The following is a 15,576-nucleotide window of genomic DNA, read 5'->3' as shown; positions in this document are numbered from 1 at the left end:
GGTGGACACAGGTCGGTCGCGACGGTTGCTTTCGGCAGCCTCACCTAAATAAGGTGTGCCTATCCTAAAAAGCTGGCGAGAGGTGCACATGTCCGTGTTTCAAGGCGCCGCCGGGCTCAGCCGGCGGGGATTCCTGATCGGGGCGGGCGGGCTCGCCGCGGCCGCCGCGTTGACCGCGTGCGGCAGCGGCGAGGACAAGCCCGCCGCTTCTTCCGGCCCGTGGGAGTTCACCGACGACCGCGGGCAGAAGGCGGCTCGCGACCAGCGTCCGACCCGCGTCGTGGCCTACGTCAGCTCCGCCGCCGCGCTGTGGGACTACGGGGTCCGCCCGCTCGGCGTGTTCGGCCCGCAGAAGACGGCCGACGGCACCAAGGAGATCCAGGCCGGCAACATCGACCTGAACGCCGTGACGTCGATCGGCAACGCCTGGGACGACTTCAGCATGGAGAAGTTCGCGGCGCTCAAGCCGGACCTCGTGATCACCGGCCTCACCGGCGCCAAGCCGACCGACCTGTGGGTGCTCAAGGACGACCTCGGCCCCAAGGTGCAGCAGATCGCGCCGATCGTCGCGCTCTCGGAGTACAAGGTCACGCTGCCGAAGGTGATCGAGCGGTACGAGCAGCTCGCCGTGGCGCTCGGCGGCGACGCGAACTCCGACGTCATCAAGAAGGGCAAGGACGACTTCCGGAAGGCGTCCGACGACCTGAAGGCGGCGATCAAGGCCAAGCCCGGCCTCAAGGTCCTCGTGGTGTCCAGCGACAAGGACAACCTGTACGTCTGCAAGCCGGAGTTCTTCGCGGACCTGGCGTACTACCGGGACCTGGGCCTGGACATCGTCAACGGCGCCGGCTCGGACGACTACTTCGAGACGCTCAGCTGGGAGCAGGCCGGCAAGTACCCGGCGGACCTGATCCTGACCGACAGCCGCACGTACGCACTGTCGCGCCAGCAGCTGGCCGCGATCCCGACGTGGGCGCAACTGCCCGCGGTGAAGGCGAACCAGCTCGCCGACTGGTCGACCGAACCCCGGTTCAACCCGGTGCTCGCGGCCCCGGTCATCCGGAAGCTGACCGAGGTCGTCCAGGGCGCCCGCACGGACATCACCGCCTGAGGAGGCCCGGCATGACCAACCCGTTCGAAGACCCGGCCGGCACGTACCTGGTGCTGGTCAACGCGGAGAACCAGCACAGCCTGTGGCCGGAGTTCGTGGAGGTCCCGGCCGGCTGGACGGTCGCCTTCGGCCCCGCGGGCCGCCAGGAGTGCCTCGACCACGTCGAAGCGAACTGGACGGACATGCGCCCCAAGTCCCTGGCCGACGCCATGGACACCTGACCCTGCCCGCCCACGACACGCCGGGAGCCACTCAGGCTCCCGGCGTGTCGTCCGTTCAATCACCCGTGATGCCTCTCCAATCACGCGAGATGCCCCTTCAACCACGCGAGTCCCGTGTGCGGGAAGGGTCGACACGCGTGATCAGGAGGTCGACACGCGTGATGGGGGAGACGACACGGCGTCAGGTGCGCTGACCCGACCAGGCCGCCCAGAGCTTCGCGTACTGGCCGCCCGCCGCAACCAGGTCGTCGTGCGTTCCGGACTCCACCACGGTGCCCGCGTCGAGGACCACGATCCGGTCGGACGCCGCCGCCTGGGTGAGGCGGTGGGCCACCACCAGCGCCGTCCGGCCTTCGAGGGCGGCCGCGGCCGCCGACTCCAGGACCCGCGAACCCGCGCTGCCCGCCTCCGCCGTGGCTTCGTCGAGGATCGCGATCGGCGGGTCGGCCAGCACCAGCCGGACCAGCGCGAGCTGCTGGGCCTGGGTCACCGTCAGCTGGTGCCCGCCCTCGCCGACGACCGTGTCCAGCCCGGACGGCAGACTGTCCACCCAGGACAGTGCGCCCACCTTCGCCAGCGCCGCCCGCAGGTCCGCGTCGGACGCCGACGGGCGCGCGAGGCGGAGGTCCTCGGCCAGCGGCCCGGCGAAGACGTGCACCTCCTGGCTGATCAGCGCGACCGTCCGGCGCGTGGCCTCCGGGCCGAGTTCCTCCAACGCCACCCCGCCGAGCGCCACCGAACCCGTGTCCGGGCGGTGGATCCCGGCGATCAGCTTGGCCAGCGTCGTCTTCCCGGCGCCGCTCGCCCCGACCAGCGCGACCCGCTCGCCGGGCGCGACGCCGAGGTCGATGTCGCGCAGCACCGGGTGACCGTCCACATAGGAGTAGCCGGCCGCCGCCGTCTTCACCGACGCGTCCACCGGCCGGGTCGGCCGCGCGGGTGACGTCTCGGCGGGCAGGTCGGCGACGCCGATCAGCCGCGCGAGGCCGGCCGCGGCCGCCTGCGCGTCGTCGACCAGGGCCAGGGCGGTCGTGATCGGCCCGAACAGGCTGTGGAAGTACAACGCCGCGGCCGTCGCCACGCCGACCGTCACCGCGTCCGCCCCGACCAGCAGGAACCCGACGGCCAGCACGGCGGACAGCCCGACGAACTCCGCGAGGTTGAGCCGCGCGTAGAACCGCGTCACCAGCCGGATCCCGCGCAGCGCCAGGCCGACGGCCGTGTCCGACCGCTGCCGCACCCGCTCCAGGTGCGTGTCCGCCAGCCGGAACGCGCGGACCGTCTTCGCGCCGCCGATGGTGTCCAGCAGCTGCTGCTGTTGCGCGCCGACGGCCTCGCGCTGGCTCGCGTACAGCGGCTTCGCGCGCGGCACGTACCAGCGCACGGTCCACAGCTGGATCGGCACGGCGACCAGCGCGGCCAGCAGGAACCGCCAGTCGAGCACGGCCAGCGCACCCAGCGTCAGCACGACCGTCAGCACCGAGCGGCCCAGCTCGGGCAGCGCCTGCCGGACGGCTTCGGCGACGACCGAGACGTCGTTCGTCACGCGCGTGGTGAGGTCGCCGGACCCGGCGCGCTCGAGCTGTTCGAGCGGCAGCCCGAGCGCCCGCTCGACGAAGCGCTCGCGCAGCTCGGCCAGGATCGTTTCGCCCAGCCGCGCCACCAGTGACACGCCGATGGCGGTCGCGATGGCCTGCGCGACCGCGACGAGCACCAGCCCGACGACCGGCGTGACCAGGTCGGCCGCCGGCCGCCGCGTCGCGACGAGGTCGACGACCCGGCCGAGCAGGGGAGCGGTGAGCAGCCCGATCGCGGTGGCCGCGACCAGCATCGTGAACGCGGCCGCGGCACGCCCCTTCGACCGGCCGGCGAGCTCGCCGACGACGGCGCGGACCCGGCGGCCGTCCGCCACGGGGAGGAGTTCGTGGGTCATGACAGCACCGCCGCCCGGTAGTCGGCGCGACCGGCCAGCTCGGCGTGGCTGCCTTCGCCCGCGATCCGCCCGTCGTCGAGGAGGACGACGCGGTCGGCCGCGGCGAGCAGCGCCGGGCTGGTGGTCACGAGGATGGTCGTGCGGCCGCGCCGCAGTGCGGCCAGGCCCGCGGCGATCCGGGCCTCGGTGACGGTGTCGACGGCGGTCGTCGGGTCGTGCAGCACGAGCACCGGTGCGTCGACGGCGAGCGCGCGGGCGAGCGCGACCCGCTGCCGCTGCCCGCCCGACAGCGACCGCCCGCGTTCGGTGACTTCGGTCGCGACGCCGTCGGGCAGTGCGCCGGCCACCTCGTCGACCGCGGCCGCGGACATCGCTTCTTCGCTGAGCGGCCCGGTGGCGAAGTTCTCGGCGACCGTCCCGGCGAACAGGTCCGCGTCGTGCGCGGCCACCAGCACCACCTCACGGACCCGGCTCGGGTCCACAGTGGACAGGTCGACCGCGTCGACCGACACCGAGCCGGTCGCGGGGTCGGCGGCGCGGCCGAGGCAGTCGAGGAGGTCGGTCGCGGCGGCCGGGTCGGTGGCGACGACGCCGAGCAGCTCACCCGGGCGGGCTTCGAAGCCGACGTCGCGCAGCGCGCCCCGGCCGAGCGCGGAAAGCCGGACGTGCCCCGCGGCCGGAGCCGGGATCGTGGCCTCGCCGGCGTCGACGGCGGGCGGCGCGTTCAGCACGTCGGCGATGCGCGCGGCCGACGCGCGGCCCTGCGCGAGCTCGCCGTTGACCCACGAAAAGATCGAGAACGGAGTGATCAGGTACTGCGCGAGCCCGACCGCGGCGACGAGGTCGCCGACGCTGATGTCGCCCGCCGCCGCGAGGTTCCCGCCGACGAGCGCGACGACCGCGATGAAGATGCCGGTCAGCGCGAGCAGCGCGCCGTTGTGCCAGGCCTGGGCCCGCGCCGCGCGCAACGTCGCCCGGAGCGAGTCCTGGCTGGTGCGGCGGTAGCGGTCGACGGCGGCGCGTTCGGCGCCGACGCCCTTGAGCACGCGCAGGCCGGCGACGAGGTCCGTGGCCACGCCCGAGGCGAAGGCGGACCGCTCCTGTTCGGCCTCACTGCGGCGTTCGAGCGGCTTGCCGATCAGGTGCGCCAGGTACAGCATCGGCGGTGTGCCGAGCAGCACCAGCAGGCCGAGCGGGACACTCATGGTCAGCAGCACGACGGCACTGACCAGCAGCCCGGCCAGCCCGGCGACGCCGAACGGCAGGACGCCGTTGACCTGGCCGACCCGCTTGGCGTCCGACGTCCCGATGCTGACGAGCTCGCCCGCGAGGTTGCCGGTCTCGGCGCCGCCGCCGGGGTGCAGCACGCGCCGCCCGATGTCGAGGCGCAGGTCGTGGGCAGCGCGTTCGGCGGCGCGTTCACCGAAACGGGCGCCGAGGCGGTAGCTGGTCGACAGCGCGGCGAACAGGACGCCCAGCACCGCCAGCCAGAAGATCAGCGTGCTCACCGACCCACCTGCGACGGCCCGGTCGATCACCACGCCGATCACCACCGGCACCAGCGCTTCGCCGCCCTGGTGGCACGCCGTCAGCAGCGCCGCGAGGGTCACCGGTCGTCGTTGCCCGGTGATCGAACGGCGGAGGACTTCCCGTCCGGTCGTGCTCACCCGCGCCTCCCTGTCCTGTCGTGGGATAGGTAAGGCTAGTCTAAGTAAAGAAGTTACGGGAACACGGTCGGCTTCGTCTCACTTGCCTCGGTCGCCGGCTCTCCGAAGCGGGCCAGCGCGAGCGCGGCGGCCACGGCGAGGACGAACCCGGCGACGGCGGCGACCGCGAACCCGGGCCGCGTGCGGTCGCCGAGGACGAGCACACCGACCAGCGACGGGAAGATCGTCTCGCCGAGCACCATCATCGCGGTCGAGGTGGTGACGCTCCCGCGTTGCAGTGCCGTCGCGTAGAACAGCATCGCCATCCCGCCCGCGACCGCCACGGTGTAGGTGGCCGGGTCGGTGAGCAGGTCCAGCGGGGCGAGGCTGGGGATGATCCGGCCGGAGATGGCGACGACGCCGAAGCTCAGCCCGGCGACGAGCCCGAGCGCCGGCGTCCGCACGCGGCGGCCTGCCCTGCCCGCGACGATCCCGGCCGCGGCCAGCACGACGACCGCGCCGATCAGCCCGAGCCGGAAGCCGAGCCCGACCGGGTCGGATCCCTCGCTCTCGGCGGCCGCGCCGAGCAGGCCGAGCCCGGCGCAGACGACGGCCACGGCCGCCCACTCCCTCTTGCCGAGGTGGACGCCGAGGAACCGGGCGGCGACGGCGGTCACGGCGAGGCTCGCAGCGAGCGCGGCCTGCACGACGAACAGCGGGAGGACGTGCAGCGCTGCGATCTGCGCGGCGAACCCCACGACGTCCAGCGACAGGCCGAGCACGAACTTCCACTGGCCGAGGACTCGGACGAGCAGTTTCGGATCGACGCCGCCGGCGCCGCTGTCGACGGTCGCCTGGGCGGCGACCGACTGCATCACCGAAGCGACGCCGTACGCGATCGCGGCGCCGAGGGCGCAGAGAAGTCCCCACCACATGCCGATCACTCTATTTTGTCGGACCGGTGGGGTATTTTGCGGTCATGTCGAACACGAGTTCGAAGACGCGTCGTGCGTGGCCCGCCCGGCTCGCGTGGGACGAGCTGCGTCTTCAGCTGGACTTCCTGCAGTTCCTCCGTGCGACGGCGGTGAACAAGCTGGCGGGGCTGTCGGTTTCGCAGGCCGCGGCGACGCCGTTCTCGACGTCGCCGCGGCTGAGCGCGCTGGGGGTGGTGAAGCACCTGACCGCGGTGGAGCGGTGGTGGCTGTCGATCGAGGCCGGGGGAGCGGACCTGCCCTCGCTGTGGGCGGGATCGCCGGACCCGAGCTGGGACCTGGCTCCGGACGACACGCCGGCTTCGGTGGTGGCGGCGTACAAGGCCGAGTGGGCGCGGTCGGAGAAGTCGCTGCGCCGGCTGGGGCCGGACGACCGGACCCGGCGGCGAGGGGAGTTCACGGTCCGGTGGGTGGTGGCCCACGTGGTCCAGGAGACGGCGCGGCACGTGGGGCATCTGGATCTGCTGCGGGAGCTGGCCGACGGGGAGGTGGGCGAGTGAGGGAAGGGTGACGGGTGGGGGGGTTGGTTGCGGGGAAGGTGGTGGCTCGGGCGCGGTGAGGCGCTTCGCGGGCGCGGCCGGGCAAGCGTCGGCCGCGGGGTGGGAGCGGCTGCAGGCTGTCCGCGCGGCCACTGGGGGAAATTCGCGTGACATGCCCGGCTACCCTGGGTTCGTGGCCATCGTTGCGGAGTACCGCCGATTTACCGGCCCCCTGGCCCTTCACCGGTGCCAGCGGGGTTTCGGTGCCACGTCCGCGGTCGGCGCTGCCTGAGCGGCATCGCCTGAGCGGTCAGGCCTGACTTCGACAACGGTCGCCCATGTGCGGCCGCCTCGGGGTCACAGCGAACCTCGCCTGGTGTCCGGGCCAGGGGGAGCCCTCGCTCACCCGTCCCGCTCACCTCAGGAGGTCCTGTCATGCCCGAAACACTCACCCCCACGCAGCTCACCCGCGATCTCGCCGTCCGCGATCTCACGGATCCGGCCGGCGGGCCGCACGCCGTCCAGCTCGTCGTCGAGCGGGCCGTCGCGGCCGTGGCCGGATCGCGCACCGAAGTCCGGCGGTGGCCGGGCGATCGGATCGTCACCGTCGCCGACAACTACGACAACCTCGGCTACGACCCCGGCGACGTCACCCGCGACGCGCGCTACACCCGCTACGTCGACGCGGACCACGTGCTGCGCAGTCATTCCAGCGCCATGGTCCCGGCCGCGCTGCGAGCACTGGCAGCTCGCCCGGCCGACGACGTCCTGCTCGTCTGCCCGGGCGTCGTCTACCGCCGCGACAGCATCGACCGGCTGCACACCGGCACCCCGCACCAGCTCGACCTGTGGCGGATCACCCGCACCCAAGTGACCGACCTCGAACGACTCGTGGCCGCCCTCGTCGAGAACCTGTTGCCGGGACGCCGGTGGCGGCTCGAACCCCGCCGCCATCCCTACACAGTGGACGGTGCCCAGCTCGACGTCGAGCACCGCGGCGAGTGGGTCGAGGTCGCCGAATGCGGCCTCGCGCACCCGGCCGTCCTCGCCCGCGCCGGCCTCGGCGCCGGCTGGTCCGGGCTCGCCCTCGGCATGGGCCTCGACCGGATGTTGATGCTGTTGAAGGGTATCCCGGACATCCGCCTCCTGCGGTCGGCGGACCCGGCCGTCGTCGCGCAACTCGCCGACCTCGCGCCGTACCGCCCGGTCTCGGTCCTGCCGCCGGTGCGCCGCGACCTCTCCATCGCGGTGGCGGCCGACGACCGTGCCGAGGACCTCGACGACCGCGTCCGCACCGCCCTCGGCGACGACGCCGACGTCGTCGAGCGCGTCGAAATCCGCCAGGAGACGCCGTGCGCGCAACTGGCGCCCCAGGCGCTGGCCCGGCTCGGCGCCACCGAGGACCAGAAGAACCTCCTGGTGCGGATAACCCTGCGCCCGCTGGACGCGACCCTGTCGGATCGCGAGGCGAACGTCCTGCGCGACCGCGCGTACGCCGCCTTGCACCAGGGGTCAGGCTCGCAGTCCCCGGAGAGCGAGCGCGGAGAAGCGCCGTGAAGCGAGAACCCGCGCCGCCGGTGAGGACGCCTGGATGCCGCTGTTGGCCATGAGGACCAGGATCACGTCGTCCAGGACGACGTCGGGGCGCACGTGCCCGGCCTCCTGCGCACGGCGGATCAGCTCCGCGATGGACCGCAACGCCCGTTCGCGGTCCGCGGTGAAGTCGATCGCGTGCGGGAACGCCGAGGTGAAGGCCGTGGTGAAGCCCCGGTCGCGGGCGTGCAGCTCGCAAAGCCGCTCGACCACCAGGGCGAAGCCGTGCCACGGATCCGGGTCGGCGAGCCCCTCGTCGACGATGGCGTAGCACGCCCGCATCTGGTCGGTGAACGCCGCGGTGACCAGTACTTCCTTGGTCGGGAACCGGCGGTACAGGGTGGCCGGCCCGACCCCGGCGCGCCGGGCGATCTCCCGCATCGGCACGTCCAGGCCGTCGGCGGCGAACACCGCACGGGCCGCGTCGAGGATGCGTTCGCGGTTGTCGCGGGCGTCGGAGCGCAGCAGGTGAGGCAAATGATCGGCCACGCTCTCACTTTAGCCAAGTGGACGCCGGCGTCCACTACCGTCGGGTGCATGAAAGCAGTTGCGGTGCAGGCGTTCGGCGGTCCCGAAGGGCTGGCGGTCATCGACGTCCCGGTCCCGGAACCCGCGGAGGGGCAGGTGCTGGTCGCCACCGAGGCGATCGGCGTGGGCGGCGTCGACGCCGTGATCCGCAGCGGCGCCCTCGCCGCCTATGGGTTCCGGGACGGGCACATCCTCGGCGGCGAGATCGCGGGCGCGGTGACCGCGACCGGGCCGGGCGTCGACCCGGACTGGGCCGGACAGCGCGTGTGGGCCTTCACCGGCGTGGGCGGCGGCTACGCCGAGCAGGCGGTCGCTCCGGCGGACACGCTCGTCCCGCTCCCGGCGGCGACGTCGGCCGTCGACGCGGTGACGCTCGGCAGCTCGGGCGCTGTGGCCCACTTCGGCCTCCGCCACGCCCATTTCGCGCCCGGCGAGTCGGTGCTGGTCCGCGGGGCGGCCGGCGGCATCGGGATCATGGCGGTCCAGCTCGCGGCCCGCGCCGGGGCCGGCGCCGTCGCGGTCACGACGTCGTCGCCCGAGCGCGGCGACGTCGGCCGTCGACGCGGTGACGCTCGGCAGCTCGGGCGCTGTGGCCCACTTCGGCCTCCGCCACGCCCATTTCGCGCCCGGCGAGTCGGTGCTGGTCCGCGGGGCGGCCGGCGGCATCGGGATCATGGCGGTCCAGCTCGCGGCCCGCGCCGGGGCCGGCGCCGTCGCGGTCACGACGTCGTCGCCCGAGCGCGGCGATCGCCTGCGCGAACTCGGCGCGACCCGCGTGCTGGACCGCGCGGGCGAAGGGACGGCGGACACCTACGACGTCATCGTCGACGTCGTCGCCGGCCCGGGGCTGCCGTCGTTCTTCGCCAAGCTGAGCCCGAACGGCCGCCTGGTGGCGGTCGGCGCGGTCGCCGGCGACCCACCGGCCGACTTCGGCAAGCAGCTGTTCACGGCGTTCCAGAAGTCGCTGTCGTTCGCGACGTTCAGCGCGAACACGGTGCCCCAGGCCGACCGGCGCGCGGTGACGGCCGACCTGTTCGCCGCGGCGAACCGGGGCGAGCTGACGTCGGTCGTGCACGAGGTGCTGCCGCTGGAGCAAGCGGTACTGGCACACCGGACAATGCAAGCCGGTGAGGTGTTCGGCAGGATCGTGCTGACTCCGCCGAACAGCTGACCCGTAGGGTGTGGCCATGGCAGATCGGCTCTACTTCCGGCAGCTGCTCGCCGGGCGGGACTTCGCCGTCGGCGACCCGGTCGCGACGCAGATGGTGAACTTCGCCTACCTCATCGGCGACCGGGACACCAAGGAAGCGGTGATCGTCGACCCGGCCTACGCCGTGCAGGACCTGCTCGACGTCCTCGTGGCCGACGGCATGCGGCTCACCGGCGTGCTCGCCACCCACCACCACCCCGATCACGTCGGCGGGGAGATGCTCGGCTTCTCACTGCCCGGGATCGCCGAACTGCTCGCGATCCAGCCGGTGCCGATCCACGTCAACGGTGCCGAGACCGAGTGGGTCCGCCGCGTGACCGGGGTCGAGCACACCGACCTGCGCGCGCACGACCACGACGACGTCCTCGAGGTCGGGTCCGTCCCGATCCGGATGCTGCACACCCCCGGCCACACGCCCGGCAGCCAGTGCTTCCTCGTCGGGGACAAGCTCGTCTCCGGCGACACGCTCTTCCTCGAAGGCTGTGGCCGCACCGACTTCCCCGGCGGCGACGCCGAGGAGATCTACCGCAGCCTGCAGGCGCTCGCCGGCCTGCCCGGCGACCCCGTCGTGTACCCCGGGCACCAGTACTCGGCCGAACCGTCGGCCGCGCTGTCCGACGTCAAGCGCACCAACTTCGTCTACCGGCCGCGGTCGCTCGACGAGTGGAAGGTCATGTTCGGCGGCTGAGGTGTTCCACGGGGTGAAACGCACCGCGTTCACGGATTGGGAGGGCGCGGCCACGGATTGACTTACCCGTGAAGGGGCTCGAAGCTCGGGATCACGCAAGCCCGAACATCCCCGTCCCCGGGAGAAATCCGTGTCGATTTCCACCACGGGCGTGCTTCCGCGCGCCCGGAAACGCGCCGAGGAGCCGCCGCGCCGGACCGTGCGCCGCCTCGACCTGCGGCGCTGGATCAGCCCGGTGGTGCTCGTCGCCGCCTGGCAGATCGCCAGTGCCACCGGTGTCCTGCCGCCCGACAAGCTCAGTTCACCGTGGACGGTGGTGCAGGCCGGCGTCGAAGTCGCGCGCAGCGGCGAACTCGGGACTGCGTTCGCGGTGTCGCTCGGCCGCGTCGGCGCCGGGTTCGCGATCGGCGCCGTCGTCGGCGTGCTGCTGGGCATCGTCTCCGGGCTTTCCCGCTGGGGCGAAGCGCTGGTCGACCCGCCCGTGCAGATGCTGCGCACGCTGCCGTTCCTCGGCCTGATCCCGTTGTTCATCCTCTGGTTCGGCATCGGCGAGGAAACCAAGATCGTGCTGGTCGCGCTCGGTGTGGCCTTCCCGCTCTACCTGAACGTCCACTCGGGAATCCACAGTGCCGACCCGAATCTCGTCGAAGCCTCGCGGGCTCTGGGATTCAGCCGCGCGGAACGGCTTTGGCACGTCGTCCTCCCCGGCGCGCTGCCGCAGGCGCTCGTCGGGCTCCGGCAGTCGCTCGGCCTCGCCTGGCTGGCGCTGATCGTCGGCGAGACGGTCAACGCGGACGCGGGCGTCGGCTACCTCATCACCAACGCACGCGAGTTCCTGCGCACCGACGTCGTGGTCGTCGGCCTCGTCCTGTACGCCCTGCTCGGCCTGGTCACCGACGCACTGGTCCGGCTGCTCGAACGGAAGGTGCTGCGGTGGCGAACCCGGTAGCCGAGGTCCGGAACCTCACCAAGCGCTTCGGCGAGCGGACCATCCTCAGTGGACTGGACGTGACCGTCGAGCGCGGCGAGTTCGTCGCCCTGCTCGGCCGCAGCGGCTCAGGCAAGTCGACGCTCCTGCGCGTGCTTGCCGGCCTCGACGACGACGTGGACGGCCGCGCGGACGTCACCGGCACCGTCTCCGTCGCCTTCCAGCAGCCCCGGCTGCTGCCGTGGCGGAAGGTCTGGCGCAACGTGGTCCTCGGCCTGCGCCAGGACGGCGTCTCGAAGTCCCGCAACCGCGCGCTGGCCGAGAAGGCGCTCGGCGAGGTCCACTTGGCCGACCACGCCGACGACTGGCCGCTCACGTTGTCCGGCGGCGAAGCCCAGCGCGTGTCGCTGGCCCGCGCCCTGGTGCGCGAGCCCGGCCTGCTGCTGCTGGACGAGCCGTTCGGGGCGCTCGACGCGCTCACGCGCATCGCGATGCACGGGCTGGTCCAGGACCTCTGGCAGCGCCACCGGCCGGGTGTGCTGCTGGTGACCCACGACGTCGACGAGGCCCTGCGGCTCGCCGGCCGGGTCCTGGTGCTCGACGGCGGCCGGATCGTGGCCGAGCACCGGCCGCGCGAAGCCGACCACGACGACCTCCGCCGGCGCGTGCTGGCGGACCTGGGAGTGACCGAAGATGCAGTGGCGTAACGGAATCGCGGTCGTCGCGGCGGCCTTCCTGCTGGCCGGGTGCGGCTCGGCGACGGGCTCGGACCCGGGACCGGCCGCCGTGCCGGGTCCGGTGAGCGCGGCCGACCTGGCGAAGGTGACGCTCAAGGTCGGCGACCAGAAGGGCGGCGTGAAGGCGCTGCTCACCGCGGCGAACCTGCTCGAGGGCACGCCGTACAGGATCGAATGGTCCACGTTCACCTCGGGGCCACCGCTGCTCGAAGCGGCCTCGGCAGGCGCGATCGACATCGGCCGCGTCGGCAACACACCGCCGATCTTCGCGGCCGCGGCGAAGGCCAAGATCGCGGTCGTCAGCGTCGCGCGCAGCAACGTCGAGCGGGAGACCATCCTCGTCCCGCCGGATTCGCCGCTGATCGACGTCGCTTCGCTCAAAGGCAAGACGGTCGGGGTCGCGAAGGGCAGCTCCGCGCACGGCCAGCTGCTGAACACACTGCACAACAACGGGCTGTCCACCAAGGACATCAAGGTGAGCTTCCTGCAGCCGGCCGAGGCCTACGCGGCGTTCACCCAGCACACGATCGACGCGTGGGCGATCTGGGACCCCTACACCGCGCAGGCCCAGATCGAGGCCAAGGCCCGGGTGCTCGCCGACGGCCGGGGCGCGTCCAACGGCCTGGCCTTCGAAACCGCGAGCACCACGGCACTGGCCGACCCCGGCAAGAACGCGGCGATCCGCGACCTCGTGGTCCGGGTGGTCAAGGCCCAGAAGTGGGCCGACACCCACCGCCCGGAGTGGGCGGCGGCCTGGGCCAGGGAAACCGGGCTCAAGCTCGAAGTGGCCCGGAAGGCCGTGGACGCGGGCCGCGACCAGCCGATCGCGCTGGACGACTCGGTCGTGCGGTCCGAGCAACAGCTCGCGGACGCCTTCACCGACGAGAAGACTCTGCCGGGCAAGGTGGACTTCGCCGCGTTCGCCGACCGGCGGTTCGCCTCCGACCTGGACCAGGCGAGGAGCAACGGATGAGCATCAGGCTGCACTGGTTCCTGCCCACCAGCGGCGACGGCCGCACGATCGTGGAACGGTTCCACGCCAACCGGTCCCCAGGCCCGTCGGCCCAGCGCGAACCCGACCTGGACTACCTCGCCCAGGTCGCCCGCGCCGCCGAGCGGCAGGGTTTCGAAGGTGTCCTGACCCCGACCGGCACGTGGTGCGAGGACGCGTGGCTGACCACGGCCGCGCTGATCCGCGAGACGACCCGGCTGAAGTTCCTGGTCGCGTTCCGCCCCGGCGTCATCTCGCCGACGCTCGCCGCGCAGATGGCCGGCACCTTCCAGCGCCTGTCGGGCGGCCGCGTGCTGCTCAACATCGTCACCGGCGGCGACGCCGTGGAGCAACGGCGCTTCGGCGACTGGCACGACCACGACGCCCGGTACGCGCGCACGGACGAATTCCTCACCATCGTCCGCGGCGTCTGGTCCGGGCAGCCGTTCACCTTCGAAGGCGAGCACCTGCGGGTCGAAGGCGCGACGACGCTGGCCGCGCCGGACCCGGTGCCGCCGATCTACTTCGGCGGGTCGTCGCCGGCCGCCCTGCCGGTCGCGGCGCGGCACGCCGACGTCTACCTGACCTGGGGCGAGCCGCCCGCGCAGGTGGCGGAGAAGATCGGCAAGGTCCGCGAGCTGGCCGGCGACCGGCCCGTCCGGTTCGGCGTCCGGCTGCACACGATCTCGCGCGACACGTCGGCCGAAGCGTGGGCGGAGGCGCAGAAACTCCTCGACGCGCTGAGCCCGGAGCAGGTCGCCAAGGCGCAGGCGCAGCTCGCGGCGAGCGAGTCGGTCGGGCAGCAGCGGATGGTCGCCCTGCACGGCGGCCGCACCGGCGGCGGCGTCCGCGGGCTGGAGATCCACCCGAACCTGTGGGCCGGCGTGGGCCTGGTGCGCGGCGGCGCGGGCACCGCGCTGGTGGGCAGTCACCGCGAGGTCGCGGACCTGATCGAGGAGTACCACTCGATCGGCGTCACCGAGTTCGTGCTGTCGGGCTACCCGCACCTGGAGGAGGCGTACTGGTTCGGCGACGGCGTCCGGCCCGAGCTGGCCCGCCGCGGCCTGATCAAGGAGTTCTAACCCCAGCGGGTCGAGGCGTAGACGACGATGTTGTCGCGATAGGACCGTTTCGCCGGGTCGAAGCTGCCGCCGCAGGTGATGAGCCGGAGTGCGCTGCCCGGCGCGGGCCCGTACACCGCGTCGGTCGGGAAGGCGTTCTTCGGGTAGCGCTGGACGGTGTCCACGACGAACCGGGTCTCCTGGCCGTCGGAGCGCGCGACGAACACTTGGTCGCCGTCGCGCAGGTCGCGCAGCCGGAAGAACGGGGCCGGCCCGGACCGGGAGTCGACGTGCGCGGCGAGCACCGCCGGCCCGGGATCTCCCGGCACCGGGCCGGCGGCGTACCAGCCGACGTCTTCGAACCGCGCGGGTGCTTCGAGCTGGTGGCCGGCGTCCAGCCCGAGCGGGACGAGCGCGGGCGCATCCACGCCGATGGCCGGGATCCGCAGCCGTACCGGACGGACGTCGGCGGCGGGCAGCGGCAGCGGCCCGCCGGCGACCGGCCTCGTCGAGACCGGCGACGGGGGCGGAGCCGCGGGCCGCGCCGGAGCCGCCGAGCAGCCCGCGGCCACCAGGACCGCGACGAGCAGCGCGCCGAGGTCAGCGCGCACGGACGAACCGGCGTCCGGCCACGAGCGCGGCCAGCAGGGCGACCGCTGCGACCGCCGGCCAGAGCGGCACGCCGGACGGCGGTGCCGTACCGCCGCCGCCGGTTTCGACGCCGAGCTTCGGCGGTTCGGGCAGCGACGCGCCGTCGGAGATCGGGGTCGCCTTGAGCGCACCGGAGTTCTCGGTGATCAACAGCGTCGTCGATGTCCCGGCCCTGACGTCGACCTCGGCGGTGGACTGCACCGTGCCCCCGGTGAGCTGCAGCGGCCAGCGCCCTTCCGGAACGTCCACATAGGACGACGTCTGGCCGTAGGTCGCGTCCTTGGTGATCGACACCCCCGTCGGGCCCGCGACGCTGACCGGCGCGATCGCCGCCGACCCTTCGACGACCCGGACCCGGCCCTTGCCGGCGGCGGGCGCGGAGAGGTCGTCGGTGACCAGGTCGCCGTTGAGCGTGCCGTCCGGGCCGTTCGCGAAGACCAGCAGCGAGTAGGCGCTGCGCTCGGCGACCTCGATCGTCGCCGACAGCGCCGGCGGGGTACCGGCCGGGGCGTCGGCGGGCCGCATCGAGAGCGTGTACTTGCCGGGGTCGAGCGAGGAGTACGGGGTGACCGCGCCGTAGCCGGCCTTGCGGATGACCACTTTCTCGGCCTGGCCGAACGGCGCGAAGGAGATGTCCACCGGCGGCACCTTGGGGGAGAGGTGACCGACCCGGATCCAGCCGACGCCCGGGCCGGGAGCGGTCGCCGCTTCGGCCGTCACCGGCGTCAGCGCGACGAGCAGGAGGGCTGCGGCGGTCAGCCCGCCGGGTCTGAGCAGCAGCTGGGGGAGAGTGCGCATCGGAGGGCC

15 protein-coding genes and 1 pseudogene are annotated in these 15,576 nt (G+C 73.1%); 10 read left to right on the top strand and 6 right to left on the bottom strand.

The annotated features are described in order from the left end of the window. Positions 1-88: 88 nt before the first annotated feature. Positions 89-1,111: an ABC transporter substrate-binding protein gene (locus QRX60_RS39220; protein ID WP_285996510.1), complete on the top strand. Its 1,023-nt coding sequence runs from the start codon at positions 89-91 to the stop codon at positions 1,109-1,111. Positions 1,112-1,122: 11 nt separating this feature from the next. Beyond that, positions 1,123-1,332, top strand: coding sequence for an MbtH family protein (locus QRX60_RS39215; protein WP_285996509.1), 210 nt, complete (start codon positions 1,123-1,125; stop codon positions 1,330-1,332). A 181-nt stretch (positions 1,333-1,513) separates the two neighbouring features. Here QRX60_RS39215 and QRX60_RS39210 read toward each other — a convergent pair whose 3' ends face one another. From QRX60_RS39210 to QRX60_RS39200, 3 genes are read right to left on the bottom strand one after another with little or no spacing between them, the layout of a single operon-like run. Then, the gene (locus QRX60_RS39210; RefSeq protein ID WP_285996508.1) at positions 1,514-3,265 is read right to left on the bottom strand and encodes an ABC transporter ATP-binding protein; all 1,752 of its coding nucleotides are present in this window, start codon (positions 3,263-3,265) and stop codon (positions 1,514-1,516) included. After that, on the bottom strand, positions 3,262-4,932 hold the full coding sequence (locus QRX60_RS39205; RefSeq protein WP_285996507.1) for an ABC transporter ATP-binding protein: 1,671 nt from the start codon (positions 4,930-4,932) through the stop codon (positions 3,262-3,264). Before QRX60_RS39205 ends, QRX60_RS39210 begins: the two co-directional genes overlap by 4 nt. A gap of 53 nt (positions 4,933-4,985) precedes the next feature. After that, positions 4,986-5,846 carry a DMT family protein gene (locus QRX60_RS39200; RefSeq protein ID WP_285996506.1) on the bottom strand — a complete coding sequence of 287 codons (861 nt, stop codon included), beginning with the start codon at positions 5,844-5,846 and terminating at the stop codon, positions 4,986-4,988. 44 nt (positions 5,847-5,890) lie between these two features. Between QRX60_RS39200 and QRX60_RS39195 the strand changes: the two genes are divergently transcribed. Then, a complete protein-coding gene (locus tag QRX60_RS39195) occupies positions 5,891-6,403 on the top strand; it encodes a DinB family protein (RefSeq protein WP_285996505.1) in 513 nt (170 codons plus the stop codon). Between the two features lie 414 nt (positions 6,404-6,817). Continuing rightward, the gene (srmL, locus tag QRX60_RS39190; RefSeq protein ID WP_285996504.1) at positions 6,818-7,939 is read left to right on the top strand and encodes a PheS-related mystery ligase SrmL; all 1,122 of its coding nucleotides are present in this window, start codon (positions 6,818-6,820) and stop codon (positions 7,937-7,939) included. Here the strand turns inward: srmL and QRX60_RS39185 are convergent. After that, positions 7,895-8,464, bottom strand: coding sequence for a TetR/AcrR family transcriptional regulator (locus tag QRX60_RS39185; protein WP_285996503.1), 570 nt, complete (start codon positions 8,462-8,464; stop codon positions 7,895-7,897). The genes srmL and QRX60_RS39185 overlap by 45 nt on opposite strands. A gap of 58 nt (positions 8,465-8,522) precedes the next feature. Between QRX60_RS39185 and QRX60_RS51660 the strand changes: the two are divergent. From QRX60_RS51660 to QRX60_RS39150, 6 genes and pseudogenes are all read left to right on the top strand, one after another. Then, positions 8,523-9,671 (top strand): annotated as a pseudogene (locus tag QRX60_RS51660) (alcohol dehydrogenase catalytic domain-containing protein); the annotation flags it as partial. A 19-nt stretch (positions 9,672-9,690) separates the two neighbouring features. Continuing rightward, a complete protein-coding gene (locus QRX60_RS39170; RefSeq protein WP_285996501.1) occupies positions 9,691-10,401 on the top strand; it encodes an MBL fold metallo-hydrolase in 711 nt (236 codons plus the stop codon). A 130-nt stretch (positions 10,402-10,531) separates the two neighbouring features. Next, positions 10,532-11,350 carry an ABC transporter permease gene (locus QRX60_RS39165; protein WP_285996500.1) on the top strand — a complete coding sequence of 273 codons (819 nt, stop codon included), beginning with the start codon at positions 10,532-10,534 and terminating at the stop codon, positions 11,348-11,350. Continuing rightward, positions 11,335-12,036 carry an ABC transporter ATP-binding protein gene (locus QRX60_RS39160; RefSeq protein WP_285996499.1) on the top strand — a complete coding sequence of 234 codons (702 nt, stop codon included), beginning with the start codon at positions 11,335-11,337 and terminating at the stop codon, positions 12,034-12,036. Before QRX60_RS39165 ends, QRX60_RS39160 begins: the two co-directional genes overlap by 16 nt. Continuing rightward, positions 12,023-13,039 (top strand): ABC transporter substrate-binding protein, encoded by a 1,017-nt coding sequence (locus QRX60_RS39155; protein WP_285996498.1) that lies wholly within the window; start codon positions 12,023-12,025, stop codon positions 13,037-13,039. The genes QRX60_RS39160 and QRX60_RS39155 overlap by 14 nt, the downstream gene beginning before the upstream one ends. Continuing rightward, positions 13,036-14,139, top strand: a complete 1,104-nt coding sequence (locus tag QRX60_RS39150) for an LLM class flavin-dependent oxidoreductase (RefSeq protein WP_285996497.1) — start codon at positions 13,036-13,038, stop codon at positions 14,137-14,139. The genes QRX60_RS39155 and QRX60_RS39150 overlap by 4 nt, the downstream gene beginning before the upstream one ends. Here QRX60_RS39150 and QRX60_RS39145 read toward each other — a convergent pair. Both QRX60_RS39145 and QRX60_RS39140 read right to left on the bottom strand, forming a co-directional pair. Further along, the gene (locus QRX60_RS39145; RefSeq protein ID WP_285996496.1) at positions 14,136-14,729 is read right to left on the bottom strand and encodes a class F sortase; all 594 of its coding nucleotides are present in this window, start codon (positions 14,727-14,729) and stop codon (positions 14,136-14,138) included. The genes QRX60_RS39150 and QRX60_RS39145 overlap by 4 nt on opposite strands. Continuing rightward, a complete protein-coding gene (locus QRX60_RS39140) occupies positions 14,719-15,567 on the bottom strand; it encodes a DUF4397 domain-containing protein (RefSeq protein WP_285996495.1) in 849 nt (282 codons plus the stop codon). Before QRX60_RS39140 ends, QRX60_RS39145 begins: the two co-directional genes overlap by 11 nt. Positions 15,568-15,576 lie beyond the last annotated feature (9 nt).

Origin of the sequence: Amycolatopsis mongoliensis, assembly GCF_030285665.1 — a bacterium.
In the GTDB taxonomy this organism is placed as follows: domain Bacteria; phylum Actinomycetota; class Actinomycetes; order Mycobacteriales; family Pseudonocardiaceae; genus Amycolatopsis; species Amycolatopsis mongoliensis.
Note: the sequence above shows the minus strand (reverse complement) of the source record. Positions and strands in the feature narration are given on the sequence as shown.